Source organism: Variovorax sp. Varisp53 (assembly GCF_059491555.1).
The window spans coordinates 5,413,532-5,428,784 of sequence record NZ_CP168512.1; the positions used below are offsets into that span (position 1 = coordinate 5,413,532).

Annotated in this window: 14 protein-coding genes and 1 tRNA gene; 4 read left to right on the forward strand and 11 right to left on the reverse strand. The window is 66.0% G+C overall.

Annotation, left to right across the window (positions count from 1 at the left end; translation table 11 throughout):
- Positions 1–82 precede the first annotated feature (82 nt).
- Complete coding sequence (locus tag ACEOAB_RS25440) at positions 83–691, forward strand: Crp/Fnr family transcriptional regulator (protein WP_056595369.1); 609 nt, start codon at positions 83–85, stop codon at positions 689–691.
- 297 nt (positions 692–988) lie between these two features.
- Here ACEOAB_RS25440 and ACEOAB_RS25445 read toward each other — a convergent pair whose 3' ends face one another.
- The 3 genes from ACEOAB_RS25445 to ACEOAB_RS25455 form a co-directional block, all read right to left on the reverse strand.
- A complete protein-coding gene (locus ACEOAB_RS25445; RefSeq protein ID WP_413748952.1) occupies positions 989–2,521 on the reverse strand; it encodes a tripartite tricarboxylate transporter permease in 1,533 nt (510 codons plus the stop codon).
- A 24-nt stretch (positions 2,522–2,545) separates the two neighbouring features.
- On the reverse strand, positions 2,546–3,067 hold the full coding sequence (locus ACEOAB_RS25450; protein ID WP_413748951.1) for a tripartite tricarboxylate transporter TctB family protein: 522 nt from the start codon (positions 3,065–3,067) through the stop codon (positions 2,546–2,548).
- Between the two features lie 107 nt (positions 3,068–3,174).
- Positions 3,175–4,194: a Bug family tripartite tricarboxylate transporter substrate binding protein gene (locus ACEOAB_RS25455; RefSeq protein ID WP_413748950.1), complete on the reverse strand. Its 1,020-nt coding sequence runs from the start codon at positions 4,192–4,194 to the stop codon at positions 3,175–3,177.
- Positions 4,195–4,430: 236 nt separating this feature from the next.
- On the opposite strand from ACEOAB_RS25455, the gene ACEOAB_RS25460 reads away from it, so the two are divergent.
- Together ACEOAB_RS25460 and ACEOAB_RS25465 are read left to right on the forward strand one after the other, a co-directional pair.
- Positions 4,431–4,505, forward strand: a tRNA-Arg gene (locus tag ACEOAB_RS25460).
- A gap of 1,051 nt (positions 4,506–5,556) precedes the next feature.
- Positions 5,557–6,072 carry an ureidoglycolate lyase gene (locus ACEOAB_RS25465; protein ID WP_413748949.1) on the forward strand — a complete coding sequence of 172 codons (516 nt, stop codon included), beginning with the start codon at positions 5,557–5,559 and terminating at the stop codon, positions 6,070–6,072.
- Between the two features lie 10 nt (positions 6,073–6,082).
- Here the strand turns inward: ACEOAB_RS25465 and ACEOAB_RS25470 are convergent, their stop codons facing one another.
- From ACEOAB_RS25470 to ACEOAB_RS25500, 7 genes are all read right to left on the reverse strand, one after another.
- Positions 6,083–7,261: an amidase gene (locus ACEOAB_RS25470; RefSeq protein ID WP_495653175.1), complete on the reverse strand. Its 1,179-nt coding sequence runs from the start codon at positions 7,259–7,261 to the stop codon at positions 6,083–6,085.
- A 31-nt stretch (positions 7,262–7,292) separates the two neighbouring features.
- Entirely contained in the window at positions 7,293–8,282 is a 990-nt protein-coding gene (locus ACEOAB_RS25475) for an ABC transporter ATP-binding protein (RefSeq protein WP_413750364.1), read from the reverse strand.
- A gap of 17 nt (positions 8,283–8,299) precedes the next feature.
- Entirely contained in the window at positions 8,300–9,340 is a 1,041-nt protein-coding gene (locus tag ACEOAB_RS25480; protein ID WP_413750358.1) for an ABC transporter ATP-binding protein, read from the reverse strand.
- Positions 9,341–9,344: 4 nt separating this feature from the next.
- Positions 9,345–10,244, reverse strand: coding sequence for an ABC transporter permease (locus tag ACEOAB_RS25485; protein ID WP_413750359.1), 900 nt, complete (start codon positions 10,242–10,244; stop codon positions 9,345–9,347).
- A 19-nt stretch (positions 10,245–10,263) separates the two neighbouring features.
- Entirely contained in the window at positions 10,264–11,217 is a 954-nt protein-coding gene (locus ACEOAB_RS25490; RefSeq protein WP_413750360.1) for an ABC transporter permease, read from the reverse strand.
- Between the two features lie 12 nt (positions 11,218–11,229).
- A complete protein-coding gene (locus ACEOAB_RS25495; RefSeq protein ID WP_413750361.1) occupies positions 11,230–12,891 on the reverse strand; it encodes an ABC transporter substrate-binding protein in 1,662 nt (553 codons plus the stop codon).
- Positions 12,892–13,130: 239 nt separating this feature from the next.
- A complete protein-coding gene (locus ACEOAB_RS25500; protein ID WP_413750362.1) occupies positions 13,131–13,487 on the reverse strand; it encodes a cupin domain-containing protein in 357 nt (118 codons plus the stop codon).
- Between the two features lie 283 nt (positions 13,488–13,770).
- On the opposite strand from ACEOAB_RS25500, the gene ACEOAB_RS25505 reads away from it, so the two are divergent.
- Complete coding sequence (locus ACEOAB_RS25505; RefSeq protein ID WP_056595394.1) at positions 13,771–14,130, forward strand: hypothetical protein; 360 nt, start codon at positions 13,771–13,773, stop codon at positions 14,128–14,130.
- A gap of 312 nt (positions 14,131–14,442) precedes the next feature.
- Here ACEOAB_RS25505 and ACEOAB_RS25510 read toward each other — a convergent pair whose 3' ends face one another.
- Positions 14,443–15,189 carry a lysophospholipid acyltransferase family protein gene (locus ACEOAB_RS25510; RefSeq protein WP_413750363.1) on the reverse strand — a complete coding sequence of 249 codons (747 nt, stop codon included), beginning with the start codon at positions 15,187–15,189 and terminating at the stop codon, positions 14,443–14,445.
- Positions 15,190–15,253: the final 64 nt, after the last annotated feature.

The following is a 15,253-nucleotide window of genomic DNA, read 5'->3' on the forward strand; positions in this document are numbered from 1 at the left end:
CGTTGACCTCGGTCAACTTTCCCGAAAACGGCGCCGACCCCGATGAACGGCGGCGGCAGCGAAATCGAGCAAGACGGTGACCATGACGTTGTTGGAAAACCATCCGGAGAAAAACATCATTCGTGCCCAGCTCCGGCAGAACGTCCTGCTCAAGGACCTGAGCGAAGCCGACCGCGCCGAACTGGAAGCCCACCTCGTCATCGTGGACGGCAACAAGGGCGAGTTCCTTCTGCACCAGGGGGTGCGCGAGATGGAGCAGTACTTCATCCTCGACGGCATCCTCAAGCGGGTGGTGAGCAACCCGGAGGGCAAGGAAATGATCCTGCGCTTCGCCGACGAGAACGACATGGAGACGAGCTACGCCGCGCTGCGGCTGGGCACGCCGACGCCCTACGGCATCGTCTGCGTGACGAAGGCGCGGGTCGCGAGCCTGCCGCTGAAGGAATGGATCGCCTTCCTGAACAAGCATCCTGAAACCAAGGAGCTGTTCGAGTTCCTGGTGATGCGTGGCATGAGCGAGATCATGGCTCACACGATCACGCTGCACCTGCTCGATGCCGCGGGGCGGGTGCACCGGTTCATGAGAAAGCACCCTGAGCTGGAGGACCGGATTCCGAGCAAGGAGCTGGCTTCTTATCTCAATCTCTCGGCGGAAACCCTTAGTCGGCTTCGGAAACGCGGAAAGATTTAGCCCTCTCGGTTGTCCGGGGGGTGTGCGAATGACACCGGGTACTCCCCTCCGCGAATGTCCCCCGCCTTCGGCTCCTCCTTTATTTCGCTGCGGGGAGCACCCGGTGCCATTCGCACATGGGCGCTCTGCTCGTGCCGGCGGTTCGACCGCTGCGTCCATCGATCACGCCGATGGGGTGCCTTGCGCAGCGAAATAAAGGGGGAGCCCGAAGGGCGGAGGACATTCGCGGAGCAAGGCACCCCGTCGGCGTGAGCGCGCCCCGAACCTGGGTCAGCGCGATCACAGACAAGTTGCTGGTCAGTCCACCGGCCGCTCGACCGCAAACTCGTCGGGCTTCTTCGGCTTCCTGATCACGGCCAGCGCCTTCGAGATCAGCGGCCAGAACAGCAGCACCAGCGCCAGCGTCGTGATGCCGCCGACCAGCGGGTTCGAGAACATCACCATCACGTCGCCCTGCGAGACCAGCATGGCCTGGCGGAACGAGTCTTCGGCCTTGTCGCCGAGCACCAGCGCAAGCACCAGCGGCGCCAGCGGAAAGTCGAGCTTCTTGAAGAGATAGCCCATCACGCCGAAGCCGAGCATGAACCAGATGTCGAGCATCGCGTTGTGCACGGTGTAGGCACCGATGGCGCAGATCACGATGATCACCGGCGCGATGATCGAGAACGGAATGCGCAGGATCGACGCAAACAGCGGCACCGTGCTGAGCACCACGATCAGGCCGACGATGTTGCCGAGGTACATGCTGGCGATCAGGCCCCAGACAAAGTCCTTCTGCTCCACGAACAGCAGCGGCCCTGGCTGCAGGCCCCAGATCAGCAGGCCGCCCAGCAGCACCGCGGCGGTCGGTGAACCGGGAATGCCGAGCGCCAGCATCGGCAGCAGCGCGCTCGTGCCCGCCGCGTGTGCCGCGGTCTCGGGCGCGACCACGCCTTCCATCTCGCCGGTGCCGAACCTGGCGCCCTTCTTCGACATCTTCTTCGCGAGCCCGTAGCTCATGAACGAGGCCGGCGTTGCGCCGCCGGGCGTGATGCCCATCCAGATGCCGATCAGCGAACTGCGGATCGAGGTCAGCCAGTACCTGGGCAACTGTTTCCAGGTCTGCCACACGACCTTGGGATCGATCTTGGCGCTTTTGCCCGAGAACTTCAGGCCCTCTTCCATCGACAGCAGGATCTCGCCGATGCCGAACAAGCCGATCACCGCGATCAGGAAGTCGAAGCCGCGCATCAACTCGGGCTGGCCGAAGGTCAGGCGCAGCTGGCCGGTGACGGTGTCCATGCCCACGCTCGCGAGCGCGAAGCCCAGCGCCATCGACGCCAGGATCTTGAAAGGCGAGCCCTTGCCCATGCCGACGAAGCTGCAGAAGGTCAGCAGGTACACGGCGAAGAACTCGGGCGAGCCGAACTTGAGAGCGAACTTCGCGACCAGCGGCGCAAGGAAGGTGATCATCACCACCGCGAGAAAGGCGCCCACGAACGACGAGGTGAAGGCTGTCGTCAGCGCGGCGCCGGCCTGCCCGTTCTGCGCCATCGGATAGCCGTCGAAGGTGGTGGCCACCGACCACGGCTCGCCCGGTATGTTGAACAGGATCGAGGTGATGGCACCGCCGAACAGCGCCCCCCAGTAGATGCACGACAGCATGATGATCGCCGAGGTCGGCGACATCGTGAAGGTGAGCGGCAGCAGGATCGCCACGCCGTTGGCGCCGCCCAGCCCGGGCAGCACGCCGATCAACACGCCGAGGATGATGCCGACGAACATCAGTCCGATGTTCATCGGCGTGAGGATCACCGAGAAGCCCTGCATGAGGGCACCGATTTCTTCCATTTCGCTTGTGCTCCTTGAACGGGTTCAGTAGCCGAGGAACCGAAGCGGATCGAGTGCGCCCTTGAACAGCGGCACCTTGAACCAGACTTCGAACATGAAGAAGAACAGCGTGTTGACAGCCAGCGCGGCAAGCACGCTCTTGGTCCATGCGTACTTGCCGAGCACCACCATGAACAGCGCGATGTAGACCGCCGACGCCACATAGATGCCGAGAACGGAGATCGCCAGCACGTAGACCGTGGCCGGCACCAGCACCGACAGCACGCGCTTGAGCTGCACCGAGTCGACAAAGACCGCGGTGTTGCGGTTCTTGCCGAGCAACGACTGGTAGAGGATGCCGGCGCCGGAGATCGTGATGATCACGCCGATGAAAAACGGGAAGTAGCCCGCACCGGGACCGTCGCTCGTCCAGCCCGCGCCGAGCTTGCGCGCCTCGAAGACCACCACCAGGCCGATCACCAGCAGCAGCAACGCCACCGCTGCTTCGACCAGGTGCGTGGAGATGCCCGGACGCGCCGCGCCCTCGGATGTTTCGTCGTGCTCCATGGAGCCCCCATCGTGGTTGTGTGTGAGAGAAGGAAGGGACGGATGCGGCACGCCCGCAGTCCGTCGGGCCGCCGGCCTCCGGCGGCAGCGTGCGCTGCCGGTGCGGCCTACTTGGCGCTCGCGAGGAAGCCCGCCTCGGACATCAGCGTGCGGTGCGTGGCCTCGGCCTCGGTGAGCCACTTCGCGAAGGCGTCGCCGGTCATGAAGGTCGGGTTGAAGGCGCCCTTCTCCATGTACTCCTTCCACTCCGGCGTCGCGGCCACCTTGGTCAGCAGGTCCTTGTAGAACGTGAGCTGATCGGGCGTGACGCCGGGCGGCATGAAGATGCCGCGCAGCATCGTGTATCGGGTCGGCACGCCCGCCTCCTTGCAGGTGGGGATGTCGTTCCACGACTGCGTGTCGGTGACCTTGGCCTTGAACGGCATGCGCTCGTCGTCGAACACGCACAGCGCGCGCAGCTTGCCCGCGCGCCACTGCGCCACCGCCTCGATCGGGTTGTTCACCGTCGACTGCACATGCCCGCCCACCAGCTGCACCGCCACCTCGCCGCCGCCCTTGAACGGCACGTAGATGAACTTGGTGCCGGTGGCCTTCTCGAGCGCCACCGTGATGATCTGGTCTTCCTGCTTCGAGCCGGTACCGGCCATCTTGAACTTGCTCGGCCCCGCGGCCTTCACCGCCGTGACGTACTCGCCGGCGTTCTTGTAGGGCTCGGCCGCGTTGGTCCAGAGCACGAACTGGTCGAGCGCCAGCATCGCAACCGGCGTCATGTCCTTCCAGTTGAAGGGCACGCCGGTGGCCATCGGCGTGGTGAACAGGTTCGACAGCGAGATGACGATTTTGTGCGGATCGCCCTTGGCCTCCTTCACCGCCAGGAAGCCCTCGGCGCCCGCGCCGCCCGACTTGTTGACGACGATCAGCGGCTCCTTCATCAGCTTGTACTTGATGACGATGCCCTGCAGCAGCCGCCCCATCTGGTCAGCGCCGCCGCCGGTGCCAGCGGGAATCACGAACTCCACCGGCTTGGTGGGTTCCCATGCGAGGGCAGGCGCGGCGGTTGCCAGCGCCAGGACCGCCGCGGCAGCGGCTGTCGCGCGACCCAGAACGTGCGAAGCGAACTTCTTCATCAGGTTGTCTCCTGTGTAGTGTTTCGCTCTTTTTTGTTCTTGGATCTGAGCAGAGATGCAACGGGCACGATGGTGCGCGCCACCGATTCACGCCGGCTTGATCGCGGTCAACTTTTCGAAGATTTCGTATCGGGGTAAGCCCGCGCTGGCGGGGCCGGCGCATCCCGTCATCGGGAACCCTATAAAATCGCAGCGCGCAGCGCGCAGCGGGCTTTCAGCTTCCTGCGCCTCCATCCGTCTTCGTAGTTCAATGGATAGAACGGGGTCCTCCTAAGACTCAGATACAGGTTCGATTCCTGTCGAAGGCACCAGAAAGCCGTTGATTTTCAACGGCTTTTTTGTTTGGCGGGACAGACGGGGGACGAACAGCCACTCCGTTGCCTCCACCTGCCTTCTCGAAAGCCCCCCGTTCCCACGCTTCAGCGGTACGTGCTACCGCCTTCGGATGCCGCGTCGCGTAACACCATGCTATGGCGATCTTGCATTCCATTCCTCTATGAAGCGAGAGGCACGCGACTTCATGCATTCGAGTGCGGCTTCACGTGTCGGCTGCTGGGTAACCAACAGCACGCAGCATCGCGTGATTTCGTGCCGGAGTTCGGCCCGTGCGGTGTAGGCGCCATCAAGAGAAATCTCGAGCTCTACCGAGCAGCTCCAGCCTTCGGGCAAATCGGAATCCATCAAGACAGCGGGCATGGTCTCTAGATCGAAGCCTTGCAATCCGTGGGCGCAAGCAAGACGGCTTTACGCCCAGCTGCTGAGCCGCACAACCAATAGCAGGAGCAAACAGATAAACACCACGAGCGCGCCGGCGATGGCGAACTCCGTGGACGACATGCCTGCGTCTTCACGCAGCAGGTTCATGAAGAAAGTTCCTGGTGGCAGACTGTGCGATTCCATGCGCTTCTCCAATGTGTCGACGAACCGGCACCGCTTTCAACCGTCTGGGCACAGAGCGTTTCGCCGTCAAGTCACTGTAGAAGCTGCACCACATGCGCACATGAGCGATTCGCCCCTTCTCCACGGAGACAAACGTCCCGCCGCTCCTGCTACCGCTCATGACAAAGCGCCTGCCGCCGGGCATCGTAGGAAAGTCCCTCTCAGCCGGAATCGCTTTTTGAGGATACCGGGCGCCTCCCCGAATGCCATGTTGGGCGCAGTCGGCACCGTGCCGGTCCTCAGGAATTGTCATGGCCCTCTACCTTGCTTGGCGCATCTGGGAAAAGGCGCGGCGGCGCTTCCGTCGCAGGCCCCTTGTATGAGTTCCAAGTCGAAGCGCTCGAACGCTTCTGCGTTGCTGGCAGGCACGCTCGTCACCCGGCACATGACCTGCGTGGGCCACATTTCTGCTGCAATCGAGACATGAACAATGACCTCCCAACAGGCGCCGTGGCACTCGTGGCGAAGCCGTTGAATGCCCAAGCCTTCGCGCCGTATGGCATCGTGATCGAGGCGCCCGCCGTCGAAGGCCGACCCATCAACGGCGGCAATGCGCGGCGCTTCGACCTGCTCGACGACCTGCGGCTCGACGCCGAAGGCGGCCGGCCGATGCTGGCGCTGTTCCGCGCGCAGGCGCGGCGCTTTCCGCACGAGGTATCGGAGATGGAGCGCCACGCGCTCGGCAGCCAGACCTTCGTGCCGCTCGGCGACAGGCGCTTCGTGATCGTGGTCGCCCGCGCGGGCGAGGCGCCCACGTCAGCGGAGCAACTCGCGGCCTTCGTCACCGACGGGCGCCAGGGCGTGGTGCTTGCGCCCGGCACCTGGCATCACGCGCTGCTGGCGGTGGATGCGGGCGACTTCGTGGTGATCGAACGCGCAGGGGTCGGCATCGATTGCGACATCTGCCTTCTTCGGCAGAGCGGCAGCGTGCGGCTCTGAAGCCCCGGCTTCAGCCCACGATGCGCTGTGCCAGCGCAACCAGCGACCGGTCCGACCCGGCCGGCCCGAGCAGCGAAATGCCCAGCGGCGCACCCTCGCGCGTGGCCAGCGGAATCGACAGCTGCGGAAAGCCCGCCAGGCCCGCAATGCACAACATGCGGATCGCGCGGTTGCGGTAGTCCTCCAACGAAGCCTCGCTGTCGCTGCGCAGCGGTGCGATGTCGGGCATGGTCGGCAGGAGCAGCACGCCGTCGGTGCCGAGCAGGTGGGTCAGGTGCGCGCGAAAGGCCGTACGGAAAATGCGCGCGGTCGTCACCTGCGCGTCGGTCACTTCGCGCGACCACGCAAAGCGCTCGGCCACGCCCGGGCCGAGCGGCGGCGCGTAGCGCTCGATCATTGGTCCGTCGGTGAGCCAGGCCTCGCGCGACTGCAGGTAGCGGAAGTGCCAGTACATCGCGTCGAAGGATTCCAGCGCCACCGTCGTGCCCTGCGCGGGGCCGAGCAGGTCCTGCACACGGCCGGCCGCGCCCTGGAGCGCATCGGCCGCGGCGGGCACGGCCAGCGCCCACACGTCATCGGGCCGCAGCAGCCGCACGCGCTCGGGCAAGGCGGCCGCATCGGCACCCAGCAGCACATCGGCCACGCGCGCGAATGTGCCGACGTCGCGCGCAAACCAGCCACAGGTGTCGAAGCTCGGCGCCAGGTCGAGCGCGCCTTCGAGGCTCACGCGGCCGTGCGTCGGACGCAGGCCGTACAGGCCGCAGTGGTTGGCCGGCGCACGCACCGAGCCGCCGGTGTCGGTGCCGAGCGCGAAGTCGCACAGATTCGACGACACCGCCGAGGCCGAGCCCGACGACGAGCCGCCCGTGATGCGCAGCGGCGCGCCGCCATTGACCGGTGCGCCGAAGTGCGCGTTGTTGCCGTTCATCGAGAACGCGAGTTCGTCGGTCACGGTCTTGCCGGCGAAGCGCGCACCGGCATCGAGCAGTTTCTGCACCGTGGGCGCGGTACGGGTCTTGATGCCCGACATCGCCAGCACGATGGGGTTGCCGCCGCCCGTGGGGTAGCCGGCCACATCGAACAGGTCTTTTGCTGCAAAGCTCAGGTCGACGAGCGGACCGGTCGCAGCGCGCGGCACTGGCGCATCGGGGTACGGAACGAAGGCGTGGGCGGGGTCGTGCAGGGGCATGGCGATGGATGGGACGTGTGGAGGTTGTCAGTCAGGCGACGAGCACCGGCGCGATGGCCGCCGCCGCATCGGTATGAATGCAGCGCACGCGATGACTGGGTGCAAGCTCGAGCACCGGCGGCTGCGCCGCGCGGCAGGCATCGCTCGCGAGCGCGCAGCGTTCGGCAAAGGCACAGCCGGGCGGCAACGCGGACAGGTCGGGCGGCGCGCCGCCGATGGTTTCCAGCCGCGTGCCACGCGCCAGCGCACCATGCGCGCGACTCTTGAGCAGTGCAATCGTGTACGGATGGCGCGGCGAGCGGATCAGCTCGCGCGCAGTGCCTTCCTCGACGATGCGGCCCGCATACATCACGGCGATGCGGTCGGCCACCTCGACAGCGGCGCCGATGTCGTGCGTGACGAAGATCACCGACAGCCCCAGGTCGCGTTGCAGCTCGCGCAGCAGCAGCAGGATCTGGATCTGCACCGTGGCGTCGAGCGCGGTGGTGGGCTCGTCGGCCAGCAGCAGCTGGGGCTTGCAGGCAAGTGCCAGCGCGATCATGGCGCGCTGGCGCATGCCGCCCGACATCTCGTGCGGATAGGCCTGCAGGCGCCGTTCGGGGCTCGGAATGCGCACACGCTCGAACAGCGCCAGCGCGCGTTGTTGCGCCTCGGCCTGCGTGACCGATTCGTGCCGGCGGATCGACTCGACGATCTGCGCGCCCACCGAATACACCGGGTCGAGCGCCAGCAGCGGCTCCTGGAAAATCATCGACGCGACCTTGCCGCGGAAGTCGGCCAGCTCGCGCTGCGACATCGCGAGCACGTCGCGCCCGGCCACCTGCACCGTGCCGCCCATGCGGGTGCGGCGCTCGGGGTGCAGGCGCAGCAGCGTGCGCATGGTCACGCTCTTGCCTGAGCCCGATTCGCCGATCAGTGCGACGACCTCGCCGCGCTGCACTTCGAGGCTCACGCCGCTGACGGCGTGCACCGGCTTGCGGCCGCCGCTGAAGGTGACGCTGAGGTCGCGCAGGCGGACCATCGGTTCGGTGTTGTCGCTCAAGCTGCTTCCCTCCGGGCTTCAGTGGCCATCGGATGCCCGCTGCCCGCCTCGTGGATCAGGCAGCTCACCGCGTGCCGCGAGCTGGTGACGATGCGCTCGGGAACGACCTTGCCGCACACCGGTGCGGCCAGCGCACAGCGCGGATGAAAACGGCAGCCCGAGGGCGGGTTGATGGGGTTCGGCGGATCGCCCGCGAGCGCGGCTTCTTCGGTGCGGTGGTCCGGGTCCATCGACGGCATGGACGAAAGCAGCGCACGCGTGTAGGGGTGAGCGGGTGCGTCGTACAGCGCATCGGCCGGGCCGATCTCAGCCACCTGGCCAAGGTACATCACCATGACGCGGTCGCTCACGTAGCGCACCACGTTGAGGTCGTGGCTGATGAACACGTAGGTCAGCCCGAACTCGGCCTTCAGGTCGAGCAGCAGGTTGATGACCTGCGCCTCCACCGATTTGTCGAGCGCGGAGACGGCCTCGTCGAGAATCACCATGCGCGGCTGCAATGCGAGGGCCCGCGCGATATTCACGCGCTGCCGCTGGCCACCCGAGAGTTCATGCGGGTAGCGCTCGGCAAAGCGCTGCGGCGACAGGCCCACACGGGCGAGCAGGTCGCGCGCACGTTCCACCGATTCGCGCCGCGACACTCCGTGCACCTGCGGCCCGAAGGCGATCGAATCTTCGATGGTGAGGCGCGGGTTGAGCGAGGCGTAGCTGTCCTGAAACACCATCTGTACCTGGCGGCGGAATTCTTTCAGCGGCAAGTCCCGGCTGCCGACTTCACGGCCGTCGAACACGACTTCGCCGCGCGTCGGCTCGATCAGCTGCATCAGCAGGCGGGCAGTGGTCGACTTGCCGCAGCCCGACTCGCCGACCACGCCGAGTGTTTCGCCCTTGAGCACCTCGAAGTCCACGCCGTCGACCGCGCGCACGACACCACCGCCGCGGCCGAGCGGGTCTTTCTTGAGCGGAAAGTGCTTGACCAGGCCCTTGATGGTGAGGAGCGGTTGGGCGGGACCGCCGAGGTCCTTCAGTGCGTCCATGGCTTCACCCCTTGTTGTCCATCGCCGAGCGCAGTCCGTCGGACAGGATGTTGAAAGAGATCGAAGTGATGAAGATCATCGCGCCCGGCAACGCAGCGACCCATGGCTGCACGTAGATCGCAGTGCGCAGCGTGTTGAGCATCAGGCCCCATTCGGGTTCCGGCGGCTTCACGCCCAGGCCCAGGAACGACAGGCCCGAGGCCAGGATCATCGACACCGCGATCAGGCTGGTGGCGTAGACGAAGATCGGCCCGAGCACATTGCCCAGCACATGCACCCGCACGATGGTGAAGGGGCTGGCGCCCGAAGCGCGCGCCGCTTCCACGTAGTCGCGAGTGCGCACCTGCGTGGTGACGCTCTCGGCCACGCGCGCGATCTGCGGAATGAACACGATGGTCAGCGAGATCAACGAATTGACGACCCCCGCACCCAGCGTGCCCGACAGAGCGATGGCCAGCAGCACCGAGGGAAAGGCGTAGAACACATCGATGGTGCGCATGATCAGCGTGTTGGTCAGCCCGCCCGCATAACCGGCGACGATGCCGATGATCGTGCCCAGCACGAAGGCGCACAGCACGGGCGTGATGCCGATGAACAGCGACAGCCGCGCGCCGACGATGAGGCGCGAGAGCATGTCGCGGCCCAGCTCGTCGCTGCCCAGCGGAAGGCCCTCGGTGCCTATGGGCTTGAGGCGCTTGAGCATCGACGACTGGTACGGGTCGGACGGCGCGAGCCATGGGCCGAAGACGGCGAGCGCTATCAGCAGCAACACGACGATGGCCGCGCCGACGGCGACCGGGTCGCGCCGCAGACGCAGCCACACCGAGGCCCAGTAGCCGCGAGAGCGCTGGGCCGGCAAGGGTTCGACGGCAACGGCGGAAGAGATGGGAAGCACGGTGGACATTGCTTGGCGGCTTTCTTCTTCAGGCACGCGCGATGCGTGGATCGAGCAAGGTTTGCAGCACGTCGACCAGCAGGTTCAGCAGCACGAAGAACAGCGCCAGCACGAGGATCGTTCCCTGCAGCAGCGGCAGGTCGCGCTGGAAGATGGCCGAGTTGAGCAGGAAACCGGTGCCCGGCCACGAGAACACGGTCTCTATGAGGATCGAGCCGCCGAGCAGATAGCTCAGCTGCAGGCCCATCACCGCCAGCGCCGTGGGCGCCGCGTTCTTCACCATGTGGCGGAACACGCCGAGCTGCGTGAGCCCCTTGGCGCGCAGGCCCACGATGAACTCCTGGTCGAGGATGTCGGCCACCAGCGCGCGCACCGTGCGCGCGATGATGCCCATGGGAATCACCGACATCGTGAGCGCCGGCAGCAGCAGGAACTGCAGGTGCGCCCAGTCCCAAGCCCAGTCGTCCGAGCCGCTGGGTCCCGCGCCGGTGGCCGGCAGCCACATGAGCTGCGACGAGAACACGATCACCATCACCATGCCCAGCCAGTAGTGCGGCACGCTCACGCCCAGCACCGAGAACATCGAGGCCAGCCGGTCGACCCACGAGCCGCGGAAGTAGCCCGCCACGAAGCCGAAGAGGCAACCCAGCACGAAGCCGATGAAGGTGGCCACCACCGCGAGCCGCAGCGTGTTGCCCACGGCGGTGAACACCTCGCCGGCCACCGCGCGATTGCTCGCGATGGACACGCCCAGGTCGCCATGCAGCGCGCGCCACAGCCACATCGCGAACTGCTCGGGCAGCGATCGGTTGAAGCCGTACAGCTCGCGCAGCTGCGCCTGCAGGTCCGCCGAGGCGTCGGGCGGCAGGATCGACACCAGCGGATCGCCGGGCGCGATGTGCACGAGCAGGAAGCACACGAGGGCCACGCCGATCATGATCGGCACGGCGTAGATCACGCGGCGCAGGAGGTAGGCGAACATGGGTGGCTGGGGTCAGTCCATCGTCATGGTGGCGATGTCGATGAACCAGCTTTTCGGCTGCACCACGTTCTTGATCCTGGACGAGAGTGCGCGCGGCCCCACGTCGTGCGCGATCCACACGAACGGTGCGTCGTCCACGATGTGCGTGTGCAGCTTTGCGAGCGCGGCGTCGCGCACCTTGTCGTCGAAGCTGGTGCGCGCATCGGCCACCAGCTTGTCGACCTCGGGGCTGCCGTAGTAGCCCCAGTTGTTCGACACCGGTGGGAAGGCCTTGGTGCTCACGAAGCGCACCATCGCGAAGAACGGGTCCATCGCTGCGAAGCTGATGTTGACCGCATTGGCGCCATTGGCCGAGGGGTCCTTCGCGCCCTTGCGCCAGTTGGTGAAGAGCGTGTTCCATTCGATCACGTCGAACTGCACGTCGAAGTAGCACTGCTTGAGCGACTGCTGCGCGAACTCGTTCATCGGCAGCGGCTGCATCTGGCCCGAGCCCGAGGCCGATATCTGCACCTTCACCTTGATCGGTTTGGCCGCGGAGTAGCCGGCCTGCGTCATGAGGGCCTGCGCGGCCTTCACGTCGTAGCGGATGTCGAAGCTCGGCTTGCCGAACCACGGGTGGCCCGGCGGCACCGTGCCTTTGGGCTCGGCCATCATGCCGCCCAGCAGCTGCTTCATGCCGCCGCGGTCGATGCACAGGTTGGCGGCCTGGCGTACGCGCTTGTCGAGCCAGGGCGAGCCTTCGGCGAACGAAAGTTGCCATGGCCACACGTGCGGCTGCGCGTTCGAATAGATCTTGAAGCCGCGCTGCGTGATCTGCGCCATGGCGTCGGGCGCGGGCGCCTCGATCCAGTCGACCTGGCCGCCCAGCAGCGCAGCGGTGCGCGCATTGGCTTCGGGCATCGGCAGCATCACGACCTTGTCGATCTTCGGCAGGCGCTTGGCGTCCCAGTAGGCCTTGTTGGCGGCCAGCTCCAGCCGCTCGCGTGCCACGAAGCGCGCGACCTTGAACGGGCCCGAGCCGGCGGGGTCGGCGGCGAAGGCGGTCCAGGCGGCCTTGGCCTTGTCTGCGGGCGTGGCGCCTGCGGCGGCATCGAACTTCTTCTGCCATTGCGCGGGCGAAGCCATGAACAGGTTCGTGAGGTTGATCGGCAGGAAGGCGTCGGGCTCGCTGGTGGTGAGCTCGACCGTCGTGTCGTCGATCTTGCGCGCCGACTTGAGCGTGGGCATGCGCGAAGCCGTCACGCCGACCTGGCTGGGGTCGAACTGCGGGGCGTCCTTGTCGAGCACCTTCTGCACGTTCCACACCACGGCGTCGGCGGTGAAGGTCGAACCGTCGTGGAACTTGACGCCGGGGCGCAGCTTGAAGACCCACTTGGTCTTGTCCTTGGCGTCTACCGCCCACGAGATGGCGAGGCCGGGAGTCAGCACGCTCGGTGCGTCGGCCTTCGACAGATCCCATTGCGTGAGCGAGTCGTAGATCGGAATGCCGGTGAAGCGGTTGCCCTCGAAGCCCTGGTCGGGCTGGCCCAGCGTGCGCGGAATGTCGGCTGCCGTCATGGCGATGCGCAGCGTCTTTTCCTGGGCCATCGCATGGGGGGCGGCCAGGGCCAGGGTCGCGATTGCCGCGCAGGCGGCCAGGGGCTTCAGGAACAGGGCAGGGGCAGCACGCTTCACATGGAACTCCGTTGGGTGGAATGGCGAAAGGACGAAAGAAACGCCCAAGCACGACATGTGCCAACAGGCGATCAGTCCCTGGATCCATGTCCACGACCGACGGGCGCGCGAGGTGCCGGGTCAGGCGGGTGGTGAGTGCGTGGCCGTGCGCCTACGCGCGGGCACACGTTGGTTCGCACTGGGCGGCGGTGGTATCGCGTCAAAGATTGCCGCAATCCACACGCTCGGCTCCCTCCCCCTCAAGCCATGACCCACACCTTGCGCACCGTTTCGATGGTGCGCCAGGTGCCGACGTAGCCGGGCTTCATGATGAAGCAGTCGCCGGCTCCATAAGTCACTGGACTCTGGCCTTCCTCCGTGATCTCGATCAGGCCGGACAGGATCAGGCAGAACTCCCAGGTCTCACCCTTGATGGAGTGGTTCACACCGGGTGTCGACTCCCACACGCCAGCGCGCACCTTGCCGTCCTTGGCGCTGTCGACGTCCCAGTTGCGGCACACGATGTCGCCTTCGATGACGCGTTCGGCCGGCGGCCGGTATTCGCGCGGTTCGCCGAGTTGGTCGAGGTTGAAGTTGACGAGCAGATTGTTTGACATGAAAAGTCTGGTGAAGTTGAACACGGGATCCTTCATGCTAGGGTCGTGCGCTTCCGCGTGGGTGCCGAAGTCGGTACCGGATTCGGTGGCAAATGCGCGATCGGCGGCCCGCTGCAGCGCGATCTGCCTGCACGCAGCGGCTACGGACTGACGACCGCTGCATCGATCGCGACGGCTCGTCACATCTGGGAACGTTCTTCACAGCAGCGACGTGCGCGGTAGCGGGGGGCGGCGCGTTGGACACCCATGAGGGCTTATTTTTCCCGCCCTCCAGGAGTCCCCAATGACTTTTCGCAGAACTGTTCTCAAGCTGGCCGCTGCCGGCGTCGTCGCCGCAGGTACCTTGGGCATGGCCGCATCAGCCAATGCAGAAACAAGCTGGTCCATCGGCATCGGCGTGCCGGGCGCAGTCGTCAGCGAGCCGCCGCCGGTCTACTACGAGCCGGCGCCCGTCTATACGCCGCCGCCCACCTACTACCAAGCCCCGCCGCCGGTGCGCTACCAGCAGCCCGCGTACTCGGTTCCGCCTCCGGTCTACTACGAGCCCGACTCGCGCTGGGAAGAACGCCGCGCCGAGCGCCGTGAATGGCGTCGCCGGCAATGGGAGCGCGAACAGCGCCGCCGCTATTACGAAGAACGCTAACTGATCCGACCGGGGTGTTCGTCGTGTAGGCACCCGCCCACGCGCATGGTTTGCTTTCTCCCGCACCGGTGAGGCTGCGCCGCGGCCAATCTGCAGGCCTGCTTGTTTCAAGGAGACCTGATCATGAAAAGCATCATCCTCTGGCTGTGCGGCGTGCCCCTGGTCGTGATCATCGGCCTGAAGATCTTCGGGATTCTTTGACGAAACAAGAAGAAAAGCGAAGCCGAAGAAGAAACGGATCGGTTCCTCCTCACGGCGCATCCGTGCGCCGTTAAGCGCCTCCCTCGCGGGGCGCTTTTTTTGTCTTTCTCGTCAGTGCGTCTCGCGGCGCAGCTGCTGCACATCTTCATGCAGCGACTGGGCCCAGGCGCGGCGCTCGCGGCCGTGCGGATGCTGCGGTTCGCCGAAGCGCACGATGGCCAGCAGCGGCGGCGCACGCAGCGTGTTCCACAACGACGCAGCGAGGCTGTCGTCGTCGATGTAGCGCGGGGCCTGGCTGGTCTCGCCGGTGGCCGCATCGGCAAAACGCAGTGCGGCGGGCAGCACGGGTGCGCCCGACGAAATGGCCGCCTGCAGCAGGTTGGCGTGGAACGGCAGCAGCCCGCGGCCGTCGCTGGTCGTGCCTTCGGGGAACACGCCGATCAGGTCGCCGTTGCACAGGGCCTCGGTCATGTGGTGCACCACGCGCAGCGCATCGCGGCGGCGTTCGCGCTCGATGTAGAGCGTGCCGGAGCCATTCGACAGCGTGCCGATCAGCGGCCAGTTCTTGACGTCCGACTTCGACACGAAGCGCACGTGGCGCGCCGCGTGGATGCAGGTGATGTCGAGCCACGAGAGGTGGTTGCAGATCAGCAGCACCGGACCCTCGGGCGGCGGCGCGCCCTGCACCTTGAGCGTGATGCCCATGATCTCGAGCATGCGCTTCGACCAGGCCTGCACGCGTGCATTGCGCTCGGGCTGCGAGAGGCCGGGGAAGGTGAAGCGGATCGTCCACCAGCCGGCCAGCGCATGCGCAATCGCATGCAGGAGACGCCAGCAGGCTTTCAGCGAATGAAACATCAGACGTGCGCCCTCTCAGCTGCTTGCTTCAGTGTCGACGCATGGTCGCGGAACACCGCGGAAC

What these genes read in the sequence shown, in the direction of transcription:
- ACEOAB_RS25440 (WP_056595369.1), top strand. Translation starts at nt 83, where the DNA reads ATGACGTTGTTGGAAAACCATCCGGAGAAAAACATCATTCGTGCCCAG.
- ACEOAB_RS25445 (WP_413748952.1), bottom strand. Translation starts at nt 2,521, where the DNA reads ATGGAAGAAATCGGTGCCCTCATGCAGGGCTTCTCGGTGATCCTCACG.
- ACEOAB_RS25450 (WP_413748951.1), bottom strand. Translation starts at nt 3,067, where the DNA reads ATGGAGCACGACGAAACATCCGAGGGCGCGGCGCGTCCGGGCATCTCC.
- ACEOAB_RS25455 (WP_413748950.1), bottom strand. Translation starts at nt 4,194, where the DNA reads ATGAAGAAGTTCGCTTCGCACGTTCTGGGTCGCGCGACAGCCGCTGCC.
- ACEOAB_RS25465 (WP_413748949.1), top strand. Translation starts at nt 5,557, where the DNA reads ATGAACAATGACCTCCCAACAGGCGCCGTGGCACTCGTGGCGAAGCCG.
- ACEOAB_RS25470 (WP_495653175.1), bottom strand. Translation starts at nt 7,261, where the DNA reads ATGCCCCTGCACGACCCCGCCCACGCCTTCGTTCCGTACCCCGATGCG.
- ACEOAB_RS25475 (WP_413750364.1), bottom strand. Translation starts at nt 8,282, where the DNA reads ATGGTCCGCCTGCGCGACCTCAGCGTCACCTTCAGCGGCGGCCGCAAG.
- ACEOAB_RS25480 (WP_413750358.1), bottom strand. Translation starts at nt 9,340, where the DNA reads ATGGACGCACTGAAGGACCTCGGCGGTCCCGCCCAACCGCTCCTCACC.
- ACEOAB_RS25485 (WP_413750359.1), bottom strand. Translation starts at nt 10,244, where the DNA reads ATGTCCACCGTGCTTCCCATCTCTTCCGCCGTTGCCGTCGAACCCTTG.
- ACEOAB_RS25490 (WP_413750360.1), bottom strand. Translation starts at nt 11,217, where the DNA reads ATGTTCGCCTACCTCCTGCGCCGCGTGATCTACGCCGTGCCGATCATG.
- ACEOAB_RS25500 (WP_413750362.1), bottom strand. Translation starts at nt 13,487, where the DNA reads ATGTCAAACAATCTGCTCGTCAACTTCAACCTCGACCAACTCGGCGAA.
- ACEOAB_RS25505 (WP_056595394.1), top strand. Translation starts at nt 13,771, where the DNA reads ATGACTTTTCGCAGAACTGTTCTCAAGCTGGCCGCTGCCGGCGTCGTC.
- ACEOAB_RS25510 (WP_413750363.1), bottom strand. Translation starts at nt 15,189, where the DNA reads ATGTTTCATTCGCTGAAAGCCTGCTGGCGTCTCCTGCATGCGATTGCG.